This is a genomic window from Novipirellula artificiosorum (genome assembly GCF_007860135.1).
GTDB lineage: Bacteria > Planctomycetota > Planctomycetia > Pirellulales > Pirellulaceae > Novipirellula_A > Novipirellula_A artificiosorum.
Genome location: NZ_SJPV01000007.1, coordinates 434,892 through 452,252, shown reverse-complemented (window position 1 = coordinate 452,252; position 17,361 = coordinate 434,892). Strand labels below are relative to the sequence as shown.

At 55.6% G+C, this 17,361-nt stretch carries 14 protein-coding genes; 6 read left to right on the top strand and 8 right to left on the bottom strand.

The window, feature by feature from the left end:
* Positions 1-453: 453 nt before the first annotated feature.
* Entirely contained in the window at positions 454-1,476 is a 1,023-nt protein-coding gene (locus Poly41_RS20455; protein WP_146528571.1) for a Gfo/Idh/MocA family protein, read from the bottom strand.
* A gap of 244 nt (positions 1,477-1,720) precedes the next feature.
* Between Poly41_RS20455 and Poly41_RS20450 the strand changes: the two genes are divergently transcribed.
* On the top strand, positions 1,721-2,233 hold the full coding sequence (locus Poly41_RS20450; RefSeq protein ID WP_146528570.1) for a hypothetical protein: 513 nt from the start codon (positions 1,721-1,723) through the stop codon (positions 2,231-2,233).
* Positions 2,234-3,230: 997 nt separating this feature from the next.
* Positions 3,231-3,470 carry a hypothetical protein gene (locus tag Poly41_RS20445; protein WP_146528569.1) on the top strand — a complete coding sequence of 80 codons (240 nt, stop codon included), beginning with the start codon at positions 3,231-3,233 and terminating at the stop codon, positions 3,468-3,470.
* 220 nt (positions 3,471-3,690) lie between these two features.
* On the opposite strand, the gene Poly41_RS20440 is transcribed toward Poly41_RS20445, so the two are convergent.
* Complete coding sequence (locus Poly41_RS20440) at positions 3,691-4,071, bottom strand: hypothetical protein (RefSeq protein ID WP_197231480.1); 381 nt, start codon at positions 4,069-4,071, stop codon at positions 3,691-3,693.
* A 368-nt stretch (positions 4,072-4,439) separates the two neighbouring features.
* Between Poly41_RS20440 and Poly41_RS20435 the strand changes: the two genes are divergently transcribed.
* Complete coding sequence (locus Poly41_RS20435) at positions 4,440-4,958, top strand: hypothetical protein (RefSeq protein WP_146528568.1); 519 nt, start codon at positions 4,440-4,442, stop codon at positions 4,956-4,958.
* A 128-nt stretch (positions 4,959-5,086) separates the two neighbouring features.
* Complete coding sequence (gene epsC, locus Poly41_RS20430) at positions 5,087-6,055, top strand: serine O-acetyltransferase EpsC (protein ID WP_146528567.1); 969 nt, start codon at positions 5,087-5,089, stop codon at positions 6,053-6,055.
* Between the two features lie 20 nt (positions 6,056-6,075).
* Here epsC and Poly41_RS20425 read toward each other — a convergent pair whose 3' ends face one another.
* The 4 genes from Poly41_RS20425 to Poly41_RS20410 all read right to left on the bottom strand — a co-directional run bounded on the left by Poly41_RS20425 (position 6,076) and on the right by Poly41_RS20410 (position 13,374).
* Entirely contained in the window at positions 6,076-6,975 is a 900-nt protein-coding gene (locus tag Poly41_RS20425; protein ID WP_390621457.1) for a TraB/GumN family protein, read from the bottom strand.
* A gap of 167 nt (positions 6,976-7,142) precedes the next feature.
* The gene (gene glgB, locus Poly41_RS20420; RefSeq protein WP_146528565.1) at positions 7,143-9,401 is read right to left on the bottom strand and encodes a 1,4-alpha-glucan branching protein GlgB; all 2,259 of its coding nucleotides are present in this window, start codon (positions 9,399-9,401) and stop codon (positions 7,143-7,145) included.
* Between the two features lie 149 nt (positions 9,402-9,550).
* On the bottom strand, positions 9,551-10,285 hold the full coding sequence (locus Poly41_RS20415) for a ribonuclease H family protein (protein ID WP_197231479.1): 735 nt from the start codon (positions 10,283-10,285) through the stop codon (positions 9,551-9,553).
* 419 nt (positions 10,286-10,704) lie between these two features.
* Positions 10,705-13,374: a sodium-translocating pyrophosphatase gene (locus tag Poly41_RS20410; protein WP_231615806.1), complete on the bottom strand. Its 2,670-nt coding sequence runs from the start codon at positions 13,372-13,374 to the stop codon at positions 10,705-10,707.
* Between the two features lie 575 nt (positions 13,375-13,949).
* On the opposite strand from Poly41_RS20410, the gene Poly41_RS20405 reads away from it, so the two are divergent.
* On the top strand, positions 13,950-15,029 hold the full coding sequence (locus Poly41_RS20405; protein ID WP_231615805.1) for a redoxin domain-containing protein: 1,080 nt from the start codon (positions 13,950-13,952) through the stop codon (positions 15,027-15,029).
* A gap of 146 nt (positions 15,030-15,175) precedes the next feature.
* Entirely contained in the window at positions 15,176-16,147 is a 972-nt protein-coding gene (locus Poly41_RS20400; protein ID WP_146528563.1) for an NAD-dependent epimerase/dehydratase family protein, read from the top strand.
* 102 nt (positions 16,148-16,249) lie between these two features.
* Here the strand turns inward: Poly41_RS20400 and Poly41_RS20395 are convergent, their stop codons facing one another.
* Positions 16,250-16,543, bottom strand: coding sequence for a hypothetical protein (locus tag Poly41_RS20395; protein ID WP_146528562.1), 294 nt, complete (start codon positions 16,541-16,543; stop codon positions 16,250-16,252).
* 16 nt (positions 16,544-16,559) lie between these two features.
* Positions 16,560-17,342: an alpha/beta hydrolase gene (locus Poly41_RS20390; protein WP_231615804.1), complete on the bottom strand. Its 783-nt coding sequence runs from the start codon at positions 17,340-17,342 to the stop codon at positions 16,560-16,562.
* Positions 17,343-17,361: the final 19 nt, after the last annotated feature.

The following is a 17,361-nucleotide window of genomic DNA, read 5'->3' as shown; positions in this document are numbered from 1 at the left end:
TGAGTCTGGGTTCCGCGCGCTTCGGTCGGATGAGCCGGTTTTTTGACCGAGGAGTCCGAGAGCCACCGCACCCATGAACCGCACCTCCGTGCAACAGGCTTTCCCATGTTCGCAGCACCAGCGCGAACCGCAAGGCAACAATCACTCGCAGCGGTATGTCGAAAGTCCAGAGCGAAATCTCGTCACCTACCCCGCAGATGTATTAGACACCACCCGAGATGCGCGGTACAACGAGCGCTACGCGGGCAGGGGTGGTTGGATACCTAAACACTGTGTTAGTCACAACTTAAAAACCGGACCACCTCCGAGCGGGAGGGGTGGTTTACCTCGCCCTTCGGTAGAGGTCGAGCGCAGCGAGGGAAAGGGGTGGTTAACCTCGACCTTTGGCAGAGGTCGAGCGTAGCGAGGGAAAGGGTTTCTTGGCACCCAATTGACTTGCTCCTTACGACCACGCTAAGCCTCGATCGTGACCGTCTTTCCTGTTTTGACGCTTTCCGCTTCCGCGTCGACGATCCGGATCGTGTTCAACGCGTCTTGCATCGTGACGATGGTGGGCTGGCGTTGCTGTTCGATGCATTCCAAGAAGTACTCGATTTCATAGTCGTAACCCATCTTGGATTCCACCTCCGGATACTCGGGCGTTTTGCCCTGCTCGTAAATCGCCAGCGGCTTGTCTCGGCTTAGATCAAAATCGGCAGTCGCGTTCTCGAAATTGATCGTGTAGCACATGTTGAAGGTGAAGCCGTCGGTCATGGCCCAGCCACCCTCCGCAACGACCAACGGGACCGAATCAAATTGGTACCGCGTGACGACGTGATCGGCTTCATTGGTGATCTTGGAATACCCGAAACTGGTTACGGCTTTGGGCATGCCAAACAGATACTGCACAAAATCGGTATCGTGGACATGCAGATCCAACAACGCTCCGCCACACAAGTCGCCATTGTCGTAAAACGCCCCTTTGGGATGATCGACGACACGCCGGAACGTGGCCGAGCAGACGCTGCCGTAACGCCGGTCGTCAACCGCTTCTTTCAGCCATGCCCATCCCGGCCAAAAACGCAAGCAATGGCCAACGAATGATAGCCCCTTGGCTGATTCAGCCGCAGCGGCCAATTCGGCGGCATCGGCGGCGTTTCGGGCAAGCGGTTTTTCCATCATCAAATGCTGGCCTGCTTCCAAGACCGCCTTACCAAAACGCAGGTGCAGGTGAGTCGGCAGGCAGATGTCGACCAGATCGATGTCTTCAGCCCCAATCACCTCTCGGAGATCACTGCATCGCCGGACGTCGGCCGAGAGCGAAGCGACCGAAGCTTGGGCCTGCCCCTCAACATTCCCGGCTGCCGAAACCTTGCCAGACAAACGGTCAGGATCTGCATCACAGATCGCAGCAATTGAGACATTGGGCAGCGAGCGATAGACGTTCAAATGCGTCAGCCCCATCATGCCTAAACCGACAACGCCTACTCGAATCATCGTAATGCTTCCCCTGATCGCGCGTTAAAGTTGAAAACTGCCCTAAGGTTCTACCCGATTTCGATCTTGACTTCACCTGCCACTATCCCGTATTCCCCTTTGATCATTGTCCACTCTTCCTCGTTTTTTGATGCCTCACGCTATGTTTCGATCTCTTTGCTATGCGTCGGTTTTGTCTCTTTCGACACTGATGGCCGCTGGGTGCGGATCCCCTTCCGATGTCGATTCGCAGACGAGAAACACAGTGAAACCGCCAGCTTCTGCGTCTGGGCCCTCCCCGACAGATGTTGTCAGCCAGTTTCTGGATCGGGTTCGACGCGGAGGCGAAGGCTCGGGCGCAGAAAAACTTCTGACCGAGCGAGCACAAGCCGAATTAAAGCGAATCGGTCGTACGGTTGAGCCGATCGGGTCGCCGGATGCTCATTTCAATGTGACGCAAGCACGCGGTATTGAAGGCGAGCCCAACGCCATGCTGGTGCAAAGCATTTGGTCCGAGCCGGCGGAGGACGGAACCCACAGCGATTTTGAAGTGGTATGGGCCGTCCATCGTGGAGCCGATGGCTGGCGTATTTCCGGCCTGGTGATGGATGTTGAACCAGGGCAACCCCCCGTCGTGATCGATTTTGAAAACGGCGAGGAGATGGAGAAAATGCTCGTCGGTAGCGAGGAACCGGCAGGTTCCGCTTCCAGCACCGCCGCATCGCAGGCCGCCGCATCGCAGGCCGCCGCGTCAGCTGGCCTCGACGTCACTCGCTAGTCGCTCGGACGACAATTTCTTTTTTTTCAAAAAAACGTCGATCCCTACTAGGATGGTGGGAAGCTTACCACCCGTTCGGGTCTGGCTCGTTATTCGTTGGCATTGGGGTCCCTGGTGTCTTTATGCGGTAAATGACGTTAAAAAACGCTTCCGTGTCGAAATTGGACCAACGGCCCTATCCTGCTGGCACTCTGGGCTATCTGGAAAAGTTCTCAGAAGAGGAAGCCAAATCGCGTCGAATTTGCTGTCTGGGCGGATTGACACGGTTTTCCCCAAGGTTACTGTAATTGCGAAATTACGTGAGCCGCAAAAACCTCGCAAATCACCCATTTTGCTAAACCAGCATATTGTTTGGCCACTTAGCTTTTGGGATGATTTTCAAAGTCAACGCGGCTCCCCTGGTCATTCGGTTGTCGGTGTGTTGCCGGCGGTTTGACCTCGGAAGTAACGAGCCTGAGGATGAAGGCTAGAAACGAAGATGTGCGAAATCGGATCGCACCTAACTCCGAACACTTGGGAGATTTCTATGAATCGGACTGTGGTGAGCGGCATTGCCGCGTTCGCACTGATGATCGGTGCGGCAATTGTGACGAGCGAAACTGCTGATGCAGGCGGTCTTTTCTCGCGACTTCACGCCAACAAATGTGGTGGCGGAATGCTTCAAAAGGGTTGTGGCGGCGGACTTCTGTCGCGTTTGTGTGCTAAAGGTGCAGACGATTGCTGCGCACCCGAACCTGTATGCTGCGAGCCAGCACCTGTATGCTGCGAGCCAGAACCCGTATGCTGCGAGCCAGAACCCGTATGCTGCGAACCAGCACCGGTTTGTGCTCCAGCGCCTTCTTGCTGCGAACCTGAGCCAACCTGCTGTGAGCCTAAGCTAGGCTTGTTCGCTCGCTTGCGAGCCAAGTGTCAAGCAAAACGAGCTGCCAAGAGTGCTTGTTGTGCTCCAGAACCTGTCTGCTGCGAAGCTCCTGTTGAATCGTGCTGTGGAACCGTTGTGGAAGCGGCACCTGTCGTTGCAGCAGCTCCTTGCTGCGGCGGTGGCGAATCCGTGATGGCAGCCCCAATGGTCGAAAGCAGCTCACAAGGCTACGACCTGGCGCCAGGCGAAACCCTGGTTCCTGGCAGTGTCTCGACTGCAGAAGCAGCGCCCGTTGTAGAAGCAGCGCCCGTTGCGGAAAGCAGCAGCGACGAAGCTCCTCCAGCGCCAGAAGCCGATGCGAACACCGACATTTAGTCGCCGGTAAGCTCGGCATCCCGCCCTGATGGCGATTGCTGAGGTCAGAATAGTAGAAACCTTGCGGGTCCTTGAGATCCGCAAGGTTTTTTCGTTGTTTTTGGCGATTCGGATGGAAAGGCTTCGACGGCATTCGGTTCGGGCAAGGCGAGCGTTTCGTGGGATTACAACGAATTTATCGCCGAGGCACGTCCATGCTTTCGGTTCCGTTGTCGGTTTGTCAAGGATGAGGCACTTGGGTCGTCACAAAGGTTTGAAGCGCCGGCAGTGGCACACCTTCCTTGGCCGCTTGGACCTTCATCGCACGCTCGAAGAAGGGCAGCGGAAAACGTGGATTCCGCCGTAACGCGTAACGTTCAACCGCGACCACAAGCCGTAGTTCCAGCTTTCCTGCTTCCACCTGTTTGACCACGTAGCGTAGATAGGCGCGCTGTTGTTCGGTCGTTGCATGCAGCCGATTGATCAATTGGTCTTCCAACGTCGCGTACCGATCTTGACGGATCGACAGCATCTGAGGCGTTGTGATCTGCGCCGTTGCGATCGAGCCGCTACTCAATACCGCAGCCAATACTGCGATCTGAAATGTCGTTAGCTGTTTCATTTCATCAAATCTTTGCGGTAGGTCGTGATTTTGTCAGCGATGGGAACTCCTCTACACTCCCGGCGCTATGTCAATCGACTACCACGCACAACGCGTTGGAAGCAAGTGGAGTTGAAAAACGTTTGCCAAGAAATGATCCGCCCCTGAATGCCAGCAATAAAACGGGGGGTTTGCGAGGTCTTTGAGTGATCGATTTAGTAAGGATTGGGCTGGTCGAGCCGATTGTGTGTATCAAACGTGTTGGTCGGTCCGAAAGATGATTGTGAGATGGACTTGCGTCGGCCCGGTTCAGGGCCGATCGCAAACGGAACGACACACAACATCACTTTGGCTACGCTTTGTGGCTGAGCACGCGGAAGGATTCGGCGATGAATCGTTGGTTAATGATAGGTTCGTTGGTAGGTTTGTTGATCAGCAGCACGGGGTGCCTGCACCACAATTTGCGAGGCGGCCACAACAGCTGCGGTTCGTCAAATTGCGGCAGCGGCAAGGGCTTGTTGGGGCGACTTTGTGGGTCCGGCGGCGATTGCCAGAGTTGCCAAACGGGCGATTGTCAAAGCTGCCAAACGGGCAGTTGTCAAAGCGGCAATTGTGGTAGTGGGAGTTGCGGTCCTGCGGGCTGCGGCGTTGGATCCTGCTTAGGAGGCGCCGGTTGTCAAGGATGCGGTCGCACTGGTTGCGTCGCCGGAGCGCTCGGGTGGCAACAAGGCGGGCTTGATTACAGCTCGCACTTGAACCCCGGTCTGTGCGGACATGGGGCGGGAGCTCGCTTGCAATCGCAACCGTTTACTCCAGGACCTCCGACGGGCCAAGTCGGCTATCCCTACTACACGCACCACGGCCCTCGCGATTTCCTCGTTGATAATCCACCCACGATTGGCCGCTAAGGCTTGTTGTGCGTAGGATGGACATCCGCCGCGTGTTCGTGTGAACGCGCAGCGAACACTCTTGTAGGACAGGTCGTTCAACCCACCTGTCCTACGTCTCGTTTGTCTGACTTTGGAAGAGAATCATCGTGGCGTCCGATTTTCGTCTGAAAGAGCAATTACCGACCCTGACCGAACAGATTGTCGCGACGTACACCAAAGACGACGCGATGAACCATCTCGGTCACTGCCCGCTGCCAAGCTACACCGCGGTGGTCGAGATTTTGTTGGATCTCAAAGACGTTCTCTATCCAGGCTACCGCCGCAAGATCGGCTTGCACGCCGGAAACGTTGGCTACCATGTGGGAAGTTTGATTGATTCGCTCCACGATGAATTGACCACTCAAACCGCCCGTGCGCTTCGCCACGAGCATCGCGTTCATCAAAAACATACCGATTGTGAAAGCGATATCGACTTCGAGGCAAAAGGCCAGGCGATGGCGATCGAGCTGTTGAAGCGAATCCCAGAACTACGCCGCATCTTGGCCACGGACGCACAGGCCGCCTACGATGGCGACCCGGCCTGCCGAACGACCGACGAAGTGGTCTTTTGCTACCCCGGCTTTGCAGCGATCACGGTTTACCGCATCGCACACGAACTCACAAAGTTACAGGTTCCCTTTATTCCACGCATGATGACCGAATGGGCTCATCAGAAAACCGGTATCGACATTCACCCAGGTGCGACAATCGGTGAATACTTTTTCATCGATCACGGAACCGGTGTGGTTGTCGGCGAAACGTGCGAGATCGGTGACCACGTCAAGCTTTATCAAGGCGTCACCCTTGGGGCGTTGAGCTTCAAGACCGATGAAGATGGGGAATTGATCCGAGGGACGAAGCGACATCCTACGATCGAAGACGGAGTCGTGGTCTACGCCAACGCGACCATTCTTGGCGGTCGCACCGTGGTTGGCAAAGACAGCGTGATTGGTTCAAGCGTCTGGATCACCAAGACCGTTCCGCCCTCAACCACCGTCACACTGGAAAAACCCCAGCTGCGAGTGCGAACGGGCAACAGTGATTCCGCGATCGACGAGATGAACTTTCAGATTTGACGGCGCAGACCAGCCAGCAATCAGTTCCGGGTCAGATCCCAACCGTCGAGCCAGGTCGTGGATTTCTTCTCCATCTCGAACTGCTTCTCGAGTCGCTCTGCCATGTCGGGTAGGTGCCCAGCGCCGTAAAACACGGCAACGTTCTTTTTGCCTTGATCCAGTTCGTCTTTCAGAATTTCGAACGCCTTCGCATTTCGGCTCTTGATAAGCGTATTTTCGCCATTCGCGTCGTCGATGCCTGCCGTCACGGCTTCCATATCCACCATCTGCCTAGCCATCACCTGCTTCATTCGTCGCGACCGATCGTCGCTGAAGAGCGCCATCAACAACCCCGCTTCACCCCCAGTCGCTGCTTGCGTGGCTAATCCGGCTCCCATCATGCGAGCTCCCATCTTCCACAAGCTGTCGCCACGTCGGCTAAAGTCATCGACGAATTCCTCAGGGCTCATGTCGGCATGGCGAAAATTCGCTGCCATGTAATCGATCTGCTCGAGCTGATATTCCAGGTTCAAAATGTCTTTCATCCCGGTCTGCATCGACGACAACACCGATCGTCGGCCCTCGAGATCTTCCGGGCGAATGCGCGTGCCGTCGGGCGCAACCAACTCGTAGAGAACGGTGTCATACTTTGCCAAACGCTGCTTCAAATCGGCGTAGTATCCTTTCTGACCGACGTGCACGACGCCGACCAAGTCAACGCTTTGCCCGTCATAAGGCGTGCCCGCTTTGCCCACATAATGGAGAATGGCGGTCTGCAACGCCCGTGACCTCTTCTCATCCGTCTGATCGATGCGTAAAAAAGCCGGTTCGTCCTTATCCGCCGAGGCTGCTTCCGTCTCTTCATTCGCCGGAGCCGTCGCCGACTCTTGAGCGGATGCCGAGGCGCCCAGCAGGAAATGACTGACGATCAACCCAAACATCCCGAACGCGAAACGGCCAAACCTGCTTTTTGTTAACAATTTCATTCTCTTTTTCGCCAGCACCAACGCTGGAGTCCCTATGGCTCGCGCGACGCGAGGTTCGATTTGAAGAAACGCTAAATCCAGGATAGGGACTAACGCAGAAAGCGGCAACGCTTTGGTTCTCTCTACGCGGGTTCGTCGAGCCTGAAAATCACCGTGGCCAAGGGCGGTAAGTCAACCGAAATGCTATCGGCACGTCCGTGATGGCCCTCGCCGAACGTTTTTCGGCCCGGATAGTTGCCGACATTGCTACCACCGTAGGCCTCACCATCGCTATTGAAAATCTCTTTCCAGAATCCACTTTGCGGTACCCCGACACGGTAACCGCGGCGAACGACCGGCGTGAAATTGCTGCAGACCAAAATCGGTGGCGCGTCGTCGAGACCCTTGCGGATGTAGACCAACGTGCTGTCATCCGCATTCATGCAATCGATCCATTCGAAGCCTTCGCCGTTGAAGTCCAATTGATGCAGCGCGGGATTCTCAATCACCAACTTGTTCAAATCCGCAACGAGCTGCTGCACACCTCGGTGCGTCGCGAAATCGAGCAGAATCCAATCCGGCCCGTCGTCATCATTCCATTCGTTCCACTGGGCGAACTCGCCCCCCATGAACAGCAGTTTCTTTCCAGGGTGCGTCCACATATAAGAGTACAACAAACGCAAGTTCGCAAACTTCTGCCACATGTCGCCCGGCATCTGGCTGATCAACGAACCTTTGCCGTGAACCACCTCATCATGCGACAACGGCAGCATGAAATTCTCGGTGAACGCATAGATCAAGCTGAACGTCAATTCGTTTTGATGGTATCTCCGGTGAATGGGTTCGTTACGCATGTAAGACAGCGTGTCGTTCATCCAACCCATGTTCCACTTGTAAGTGAAGCCGAGTCCGCCATCATACGTCGGTCGTGACACGCCGGGCCAAGCGGTGGATTCTTCTGCCGCAGTCACAACACCCGGATACTTCTCGTGAACTGCGACATTGAATTCGCGAAGGAAATCGAGAGCCTCTAAGTTTTCTCGCCCACCGTATTGGTTTGGAATCCAATCGCCATCTTCACGGCTGTAGTCCAAATACAGCATGGACGCGACCGCATCGACTCGAAGTCCGTCGATGTGGTATTTTTCTAGCCAGAACAACGCATTGGCGACCAAGAAATTGCGGACTTCGTTGCGTCCGTAATTGAAGATCATCGTTCCCCAATCGGGATGCTCGCCTTTGCGAGGGTCTTCGTGTTCGTACAGGGCCGAACCATCGAATCGCCGCAGCCCATGCCCGTCTTTGGGGAAGTGAGCCGGGACCCAATCGACAATCACCCCGATCCCGTGCTGATGCATGTAATCGACAAAGTACATGAAGTCTTCGGGGTTTCCATGGCGACTGGTGGGTGCATAGTAGCCAACCGCTTGATAGCCCCACGATCCGCTAAAGGGATGTTCGTTGACCGGCATCAATTCAACGTGCGTGAAATTCATGCGGCGACAATACTCTGCCAAGCGGCGAGCAAGGTCGCGATAGTCGAGCCAACCATGGGTTCGACCAGGACCTTTTTGCCAACTCCCCAAATGAACCTCGTAGACGTTCATCGGTTCATGCATCGGGTTCCACTCGGCCCGCCGTTCGATCCAATCCACATCGGCCCACTGATAGTTGTTGATGTCGGTGACGATCGACGCGGTTAACGGTGGCAGCTCCGCAGCAAATCCAAGCGGGTCACTTTTGTCAACCCACTCGCCATGCAACGAGTGAATTCGGAACTTGTAGCGATCACCCGCTTTGGCGCCGGGAATGAACAATTCCCAAATCCCAAGGTTCGGATGAACGCGAGCGATATGTTTGCGGCCGTCCCATCCATTGAAATCGCCCACCACTTGGACCGATCTCGCGTTCGGTGCCCAGACGGCAAAGTTGACCCCCGATTGTCCGTCCACGGTGCGGAGCTGAGCCCCGAGCCGCTCATACAACTGGTGATGTTTCCCCTCGCCTATCAAATAGCGATCAAAATCGGTCAGGATCGACGGAGCCGCGTAAGGATCTTGCATTTCAATGATTTTGCCGGTTTCGTTGGTCATCTGGATGTGATACTTCGATTGTGCAAGTTGGTTATTTAACGCATCTTCGCTATTTGATTGTGATCCGTCGAGCATAGGATCACAAATCGCCTCAAAAAAACCAGCCGGGTGAATTCGCCGCATCGCCCGCCGTTGGCCGCTGAGACGGTCGATGACCCAAGCGGCTTTCGCCTCCGGCAGAAAGCTGCGGACGGCCACCGCACTACTACCACGATAGTCGATGTTGTGCGGCCCAAGCAAACTAGATGGGTTTTCGTGGGTTCCGTCGATGAGTTGTGAGATCGACGAAAGCGAAACTTGAGTGTGCATTTGTGATACCGAAAGCGAAAAATACGAGAAATACGAGCAAGATTGAACCGAAATGAGGGATCCCGGTGAGATCCATCGCAGCAAACGACTCGGTCGAGCCATTAGCCTTTCTGAGTGGGGACGACGTTATTGCCGCCAAATGGGGAGCTTCAGGTCATCTCGAGGAGCTCCGTAGTGCTAAGCCGCCGCCGCACGGGCGCCGCAACGGCATTCGAACCGCCGCCACCGAGCAACCATTGACGCAGCCGATCGCTGGGTTGCTTCGTCGCCGCAGGACCCATCGTGTCGGTGCGTGAGGCCGGATCGGTGGTGTGGAGGGACCGCCGTCGCCCCCCAGGTGCCGGAACGGCCGAATGAGGCGAGTCGATGCGGAATTGTCGCCCTTCATCCGAGAACGTCTTCGAAAACGAGTCGTCTCGCCGAACCGGACTAACCAAACGTGACGACACCAAACAGGCTTCGACTCGATGTATCTGTAACGCTCGATCGATTCGCCGCCACAAATCGGCATGTTGAACGTCGATTCGCCGCCCAAAGTGTTCCCAAACGAAGTTGTTTTCGCGCCATCGAGGCAGCGAATCGGCAAGCGACCGGATCAAATATCGATTGTTGCTCAGCAGCGTGACCGACGATGCTCCTTCGATGGCTTCGAGCCCACGGACGGCGGCGAGCAGTGTCAATCGGTTCAGGTCACCGTGTTCTTCATCACGAGCCGAGAAGACGGGCGTGCCGTCGGCGGTCTCGAGCGAGAAGGTCCAATAGCCATCGGTCAACGAGACACAGCGAGCTTCGCAGACCAGCAGGTATTCCGAGATGACGTCGTCACCGAACAGGCAATCGTCATCAGCACCGGTGTTGTCGGGTTGAAGGGATGAATGCAGCATCACGAATGGGAGTTCCAACAGGATGGGTCAGTAGGTTCGTAGCGATCATGCCCTGATTGCCACGATCCGGTATTGGGAAGGAGTCGATCCATCGTCACCGCATCCGCCCTGCGATTCGTCAGGAGAAAAAGCAAACGGAGAACAGTGTGTAGAAGTAGCGTCGGCAAGGTTGCCGTATGCGCCAGAGCTTAGTCGCTCGAAAAAGATGACGTGGTTTAACACGTGCTGGAAAAAGAGATACGACCGCGACAATCGGAAAAGCGGAGCGGTCCTGTTTTGTGTTGTGCCCGCTTGAAGACCAGAAAAAAGCCCCGCGGTGACCTGCGTTTTAAACGCGAAGTCCACCGAGGGGCCGTGTCGTTTTCCGCGATCACAAAGGAAGCATCGTGATCACGTGCGAAGGCTAGGCTTTGCTTGGCTTAGAAAATGCCAAGTGCCACCAGGCTATAACGGACAATCAAACCCGCTACAACCACGCTGACCATGCTCATCAACTTGATCAGAATATTCAAGCTTGGGCCACTTGTATCTTTAAAGGGGTCGCCCACCGTATCGCCAACCACGGCGGCTTTGTGAGCGTCGGTCCCTTTACCACCATGGGCACCCGCTTCGATGTACTTCTTGGCGTTGTCCCAAGATCCGCCGGCATTCGCCATGAAGATCGCGATACAGAAGCCACCGGTCAACGTTCCGACCAACAAGCCCATCACGCCACCGACCCCAAGCAACAGGCCGGTTCCGACGGGAAGCAATAACCCGAGCAACGACGGCAACACCATTTCGCGTTGTGCCGCCTTGGTGCTGATCGCTACCGGAGCTGCATAGTCGGGCATTTCGGTTCCTTCCATGATCCCCGGTTTTTCTTTGAATTGGCGACGGACTTCTTCGACCATCCCTTGAGCCGCTCGGCCAACCGCCTTCATCGTCATGGCACAAAAGACCAAAGTCGCCATCACGCCAAGGAACATTCCCACCAACACCTTCGGGTTCATGACCGAGAAGTTGTAGTAATTGCTGAAGTCTTGGATATGAGCCGTCGGCAGATAAACCAACTTGTCGCCGGTCGCCGTGAACTCGGCACCCGTCGGATGCCCCTTGTCGTCGACGGCGATCTTGCCGTCGGAGTCCTTCGTGTACGTGAGCAGGTCATCGACCGCGACAGGACCCTCTGCATACGATTTTTCTTTCCAAGCGACGCTCAATTCGTCGTTGTCTGCAATCGTCGAGGCAGTCAACAACCATGTTTCGGCGTGTTCCACACCTTCGGAGTCGGTAAAGCGGCTGACGACAAAGCCGTCGGATGCCTTGATAAAGTCGCCATCAACCACTTCAACCACTTCGTCGCCCCATCGTTCAAACCCGACGCGAACTTCTTCGATGTAGGCGGCCATCAGCGCCAAGGCGGTCAACGCTGCCGAACCAATCGCAAACCCCTTACCCGTTGCGGCGGTGGTGTTCCCCAAGCTGTCCAGCGCGTCGGTGCGTTGGCGGACAATCGGGTCGAGCCCTGACATTTCCGCGTTACCACCCGCGTTGTCGGCAATCGGGCCGTAAGCATCGGTGGCCAACGTGATGCCAAGCGTACTGAGCATGCCAACCGCGGCGATGCCGACGCCGTAAAGCCCAAGAGCAAAGAAATTGACATCCGTAAAGTTCCAACCATTGGCGAAACCAAACGACGTCAACGTCCCGATACAGATCACAACGACAGGGACCCAAACGCTCATCATGCCGTCGGCAATCCCGCCGATAATGATGGTCGCCGGTCCGGTCAACGCTTGATCGGCCAATTTCTTCGTTGGACTAAATTCATCGCTGGTCGCATACTCGGTCCATTTGCCGATTAGCCATCCGGCGAGCAGACCGGTAATCACACTAAACGCAACACCTGGAACCACCAACCCGCCGAGCGAGTACGTGGTTCCGATGGTCTTAGGCATCAGCCACGCCCCGAGCAAAATCGAAGCAACGGCGACCAACAGAGTCGATAAATTGATCCCGCGGCCTAGTGCAGCTAGCAAGTTCTTTTGCGTCGCATCATCCTTGGTGCGAACGACGTAAATCCCAGCGATTGACAAGAAAATCCCTACCGCCGCGATCGCCATGGGCAACAACAAGGCTTGCAGTTGAGCCTGGACGCCATTCATTCCCTCGGGAACCAAAACGCTAGTGGAATAGGCAGCAACCCCCAGTGCAGCGGTTGCCAAGATCGAGCCGCAATACGATTCGTAGAGGTCCGCTCCCATACCCGCGACGTCGCCGACATTGTCACCAACGTTGTCCGCGATGGTTGCTGGGTTCCGCGGATCGTCTTCGGGAATGCCCTGCTCGACTTTACCAACCAAGTCGGCACCGACATCGGCTGCCTTGGTGAAAATACCGCCACCCACGCGAGCGAATAAGGCTTGACTGCTGGCTCCCATTCCAAAACAAAGCATGGTCACCGTGATGTCCACCAACTTCATCTGGTACTCAGGATTGATCATCGGCAAGATCCAATAAAGGACAGCGAACCAAAGCGTGATGTCCAACAGACCCAGTCCAACGACCGTCAAACCCATCACGGCACCCGACCGGAACGCGACCTGCAGCCCCTGGTTCAGCGATTTTTGTGCTCCCGCTGCCGTTCGGTTACTTGCCAACGTTGCGGTCTTCATCCCGAACCATCCGGCCAGTCCCGAAAAGAAACCACCGGTCAGAAATGCGAACGGTACCCAGCGGCTTTGCACATTCAGCCCGAATGCGGCGTAGGCCAACAAAGCCACGATGATCACAAAGAAGATTCCGACCACTTTGTATTGTTGTTTCAAGTACGCGTTTGCCCCTTCGCGCACATAGCCAGCGATTTCTTGCATCCGGTCGTTACCGGGATCCGAGCTCTCCATCGTCTTGAAGAACATGTAAGCTTGGACCAAAGCACAGATCGAGCCAATGAACGCGATCAACCAAACAATCACGGTCGTCGTGTTGTCCACTGCTGCTGCAGCGGGGGCAGCACTATCCTGGGCAACCACCATCGTGGACGATCCGAGTGACAGAACGATCGCGGTCAAGGCGGCGACCGCTCGGCTCCAGCGATTTTGAAACATTCGTGATACCATTCTTTTATTGCCCTAACGGAGTAATTCGAGTGGGAGGAAAAACGTGCGGCGTCCAGGGGACAGCACCCAGCAAACTCTTTAATCTGCTAGCAGGCGGTAGGACGGATTTGCACCGCTGCCTACCGCAGTGTCCACCTGAGGGACGACCATCGAACTACAAATTAGCAGTTGCTATCGTCCAAGCTGGCTAGGTTACTGGTTTGAAAAGGGTAAACCAAGTAAGTCGTCCTTCTGACGTCTATTGGGGCATTTCTTGCCCCTGCAATCGCTTTTTTGGGATTGCATGTGGACCATGCCGCCGGTGGGCATATTGTCACACGTTGGAATTCCGCAGTTTTTGCCAGCCTGAACTCCCTTCCAACGGTTGGAGTCTGCGAGTCGTGTCAGCGAAGCGATTCTGGCGTTTGGCAGCGTCGATTGAAGTTGACCAAACCAATCGTCAGGCATAAGACTCGTTCTCACCGCCGAGGAGGCTGGTCACCCCCTTTTCGACGTGCCAGAATAAAGCAGAGCGATGCCCACGGTTTCGCCTTCCTCTTCTCTCGATCTCCGCCGAAATCTCTATGCGAAACCTTCTTCTCGCTTTGTCGCTCGCGTTTGCGGGGTCCGTTTCGGTTTCTGCCGTCGCGGACGCCCCCAAACCGAACCTCCCCCCCGTCCTCTTGCAGATGATACGCGACGACGCGATTCACCAGGAATTGCGGCTGACCGACCCGCAAATTGCGTTGGTTCGCAAGGTGCTTGTCGAGGTCGATGGTCCCTGGTTCCGTGCCCGCATCACTCCAGCGGAGCAGCAGCAAGCCGCGATCGACGCGTTAACCGATCAGCTTGCTGCGGAACTGAAGACCATCCTGACGCCTGCTCAGCGGTCACGACTGAATCAGCTTCAGCGACAGGCCCTCGGTGCTCGGATGGTGTTGGACCAAGACGTGCAGCGGCAGTTAAAAGTCACGGCCATGCAGATGGCAAAGTTATCCGACCTGTTTGCAAAATCAGACAATCGATCGAGAGAACTTCAGCAGTCATTGAGCGAAGGCGAGAGGACGGCCAAGGAGGTGCAAGAGGAACTCTCGGACCTCAAAGAGAGCGAAGTCAAAACCGTCGTTGAATCGCTGACCGTTGAGCAGCGTAACGCTCTTGCCCCGTTAACGGGCGAGCCATTCGATTTCACATCCCTCAAACGATCCTATCCGCTTGCACCCGAGTTGAATGCGGACGGAGTGACATGGGTCCAAGGAGGCCCACTTCGGTTAAGTGACTTGCGAGGCAAGGTGGTGGCCCTTCACTTTTATGCATTCCAATGCATCAATTGCCGGCGCAACCTGCCACACTATGCTGCATGGCATCGCGATTACGCCGATCGTGGGCTTGTGGTGGTGGGTATCCAAACACCGGAAACGTCCGCCGAACGAAGTTTGGATCAGGTCCGATCGGCTGCAAAGAGCGAGGGGATTGAATACCCCGTGATGCTCGATGCCGATTCCAGCAATTGGAAAACTTGGGGTAACACAATGTGGCCAACCGTCTACCTGATCGATAAAAAAGGGTTCATCCGCCGATGGTGGCAAGGTGAAATGAATTGGCAAGGGACCGAAGGCGAGAAGCAAATGCGAGCAACGATCGAAGAACTGCTTCGGTCGTAACGGTTGGGTGGGTTGGTTGGATCCAGCGGTTGCCATCGGTGTTCGAAGCGAGAGGAATTGAGGGTCGCGAACCGGTGTTTCATCAATAGGGTGTACAATTCCATAGCAGCCCCCCCTTTTTTCCAGCAACCCATCGAATGTCGCCCATGTCCCATCCACTCGATCGCTTACGCGGCAGCCACTGCCTTGTCACCGGTGGTGCCGGCTTCATCGGATCCCACCTCGTCGATGGACTGCGTGCCGCGGGAGCCACGGTCCGAGTGCTCGATAATTTCAGTACCGGATTCAAACACAATCTTGTGCATACGGAATCGGATGACGGCGTCGACGTGATCGATGGCGATGCATCCAACCGTGATGACGTCGCAGCAGCGGTCGAGGGGATCGATTACATCTTTCATCACGCAGCGATGGCCAGCGTGCCACGAAGCATCCGTGAACCGGCGCTGTGTCATGCTTGGTGCGCGACCAGTACCGTTGAGTTGTTGCACGCGGCCGCGTCGGGCGGCGTCAAGCGGTTGGTGCTGGCATCGACAAGTGCTGCCTACGGCGATTCCCCCTTTGTTTCAAAACGCGAATCGGATCCGGTGGCCCCCTTGTCACCCTATGCCGCTGCCAAGCTTGCGGCCGAAGCCTATTGCAATGCGTTTCATCAGAGTTTCGAGATTGAAACGGTGGTGCTGCGCTACTTCAATGTGTTCGGACCGCGACAAGATCCCCAAAGCGAATACAGCGCCGTCATTCCGCGGTTCGTTGCGAAGATCTTGTCCAACGAAAAACCGATCATTTTCGGTGATGGCGAGCAATCTCGAGACTTCGTCTTCGTCGGCGACGTTGCTAAGGCAAACATGTTAGCGGCGACCACGGATGCCGCGGCCGGAGGGACGTTCAACATTGGTCGCGGTGAACGAACCTCGCTGCTGACCTTGTTGAACCTGTTACGTGGAATTCTTGGGCAAGGGATCGATCCGGTGCATGAACCCGCCCGGATTGGCGACGTCCGAGATTCGCTCGCCGATATCAACGTCGCGCGAAGCCGCTTGGGGTTCGATCCCGAAGTCTCGATCGAAGAAGGACTGCGGAAAAGTATCGACTACTATCGAGACCTCTTTCGGTGAGCCTCGCCAGAATCAATTCGCGGGCGTGCCCATCGGTTCCTCGCGTCCGATCCCCTTACCGGAATCGAAACGGCTTTTTCGCGGACATCGTCGCTGGCGTCGTCATTCATCTTCGCGCTTGGTAATGGACCACCCCTTGAATTGAGCGACTCGACGAAGTGCTAAAAAGGTGAGCGTTGAGATGGAGATAACGGTGATGCAAAAGACCATTCCCGTTGCGCGGTCAAGACCATTCCTCCTGACGATGGCCATGCAAACAAGATAGGCGACTCCGCCACCCGCGATGAGAGACAGTAAACTCACGATCCAACCCACCAACGAGAACCGACTGAAATCGATATCAAGTTCGTTGATCGCTGCGCCGATTCTCTCGGGGATGCCTAACTTGTCAGTCATGCTGCTTTGTCGACCTTCATTCGAAAAACCCGAGCGATTGCAGGAACTGATCCATGTCACGTACGGTCTCATCGTATCGTTTCGTGTTAAAAAACCCATGCGCGTCGTTTTCGTAAAGGCGCAGTTCGCAACGAATTCCCAGTTCCTGCATCTCCTGCTGGAACCGTTGTGCTGTCTTGACAGGAACGAGTTTGTCTTGGGTGCCAAACATGACCAACGTGGGTGGCATGTCCGCGCTCAAGTTGTGTAGCGGTGAAAAGTCCTTCCAATAGTCCTTGACACGTTCGTATCCATATCCGTCGGGACCGTTGTCAAACACGGGGTTGAACAGAACGAGAGCACGAGGGCGGCAGGAGACGGTGGTGTCTTCGCCAGGCTCATTGATGTTGCTGGCCGTTGCCGTCGTGGCTGCAACATGACCTCCCGCCGACCCACCGCCGGCAGCAATCCATTCGGGATCGATACCCAATTCATTGGCATGGCTGCGAATCCATCGCAGCGCCGATTTGCCATCCTGCACGCATTGCTTGGGTGTTGTCTTGTGTCGTGATGCGGTGCGGTAGTCCGCACAAATCGCAACCAATCCGTGCTCGGTTAAGTGGCGACTTTGAGCATAGAATTGTGCAGGTGTTCCGCCGTTCCATCCGCCACCAAAGAAGAAGACGATGGCTTTGCGTTTTCCCTTCACACCGTCCTCGTCGCTTGGCCGGAACACGTGCAGCATCAACTCAGCATTGTCGACGTTTTTGTAGGCGATTTTTTCATCCGGTTCAGGCTTCTCAGCTGGTGGAGCGGCCACCAAAAAAGTCAGGGAGCAC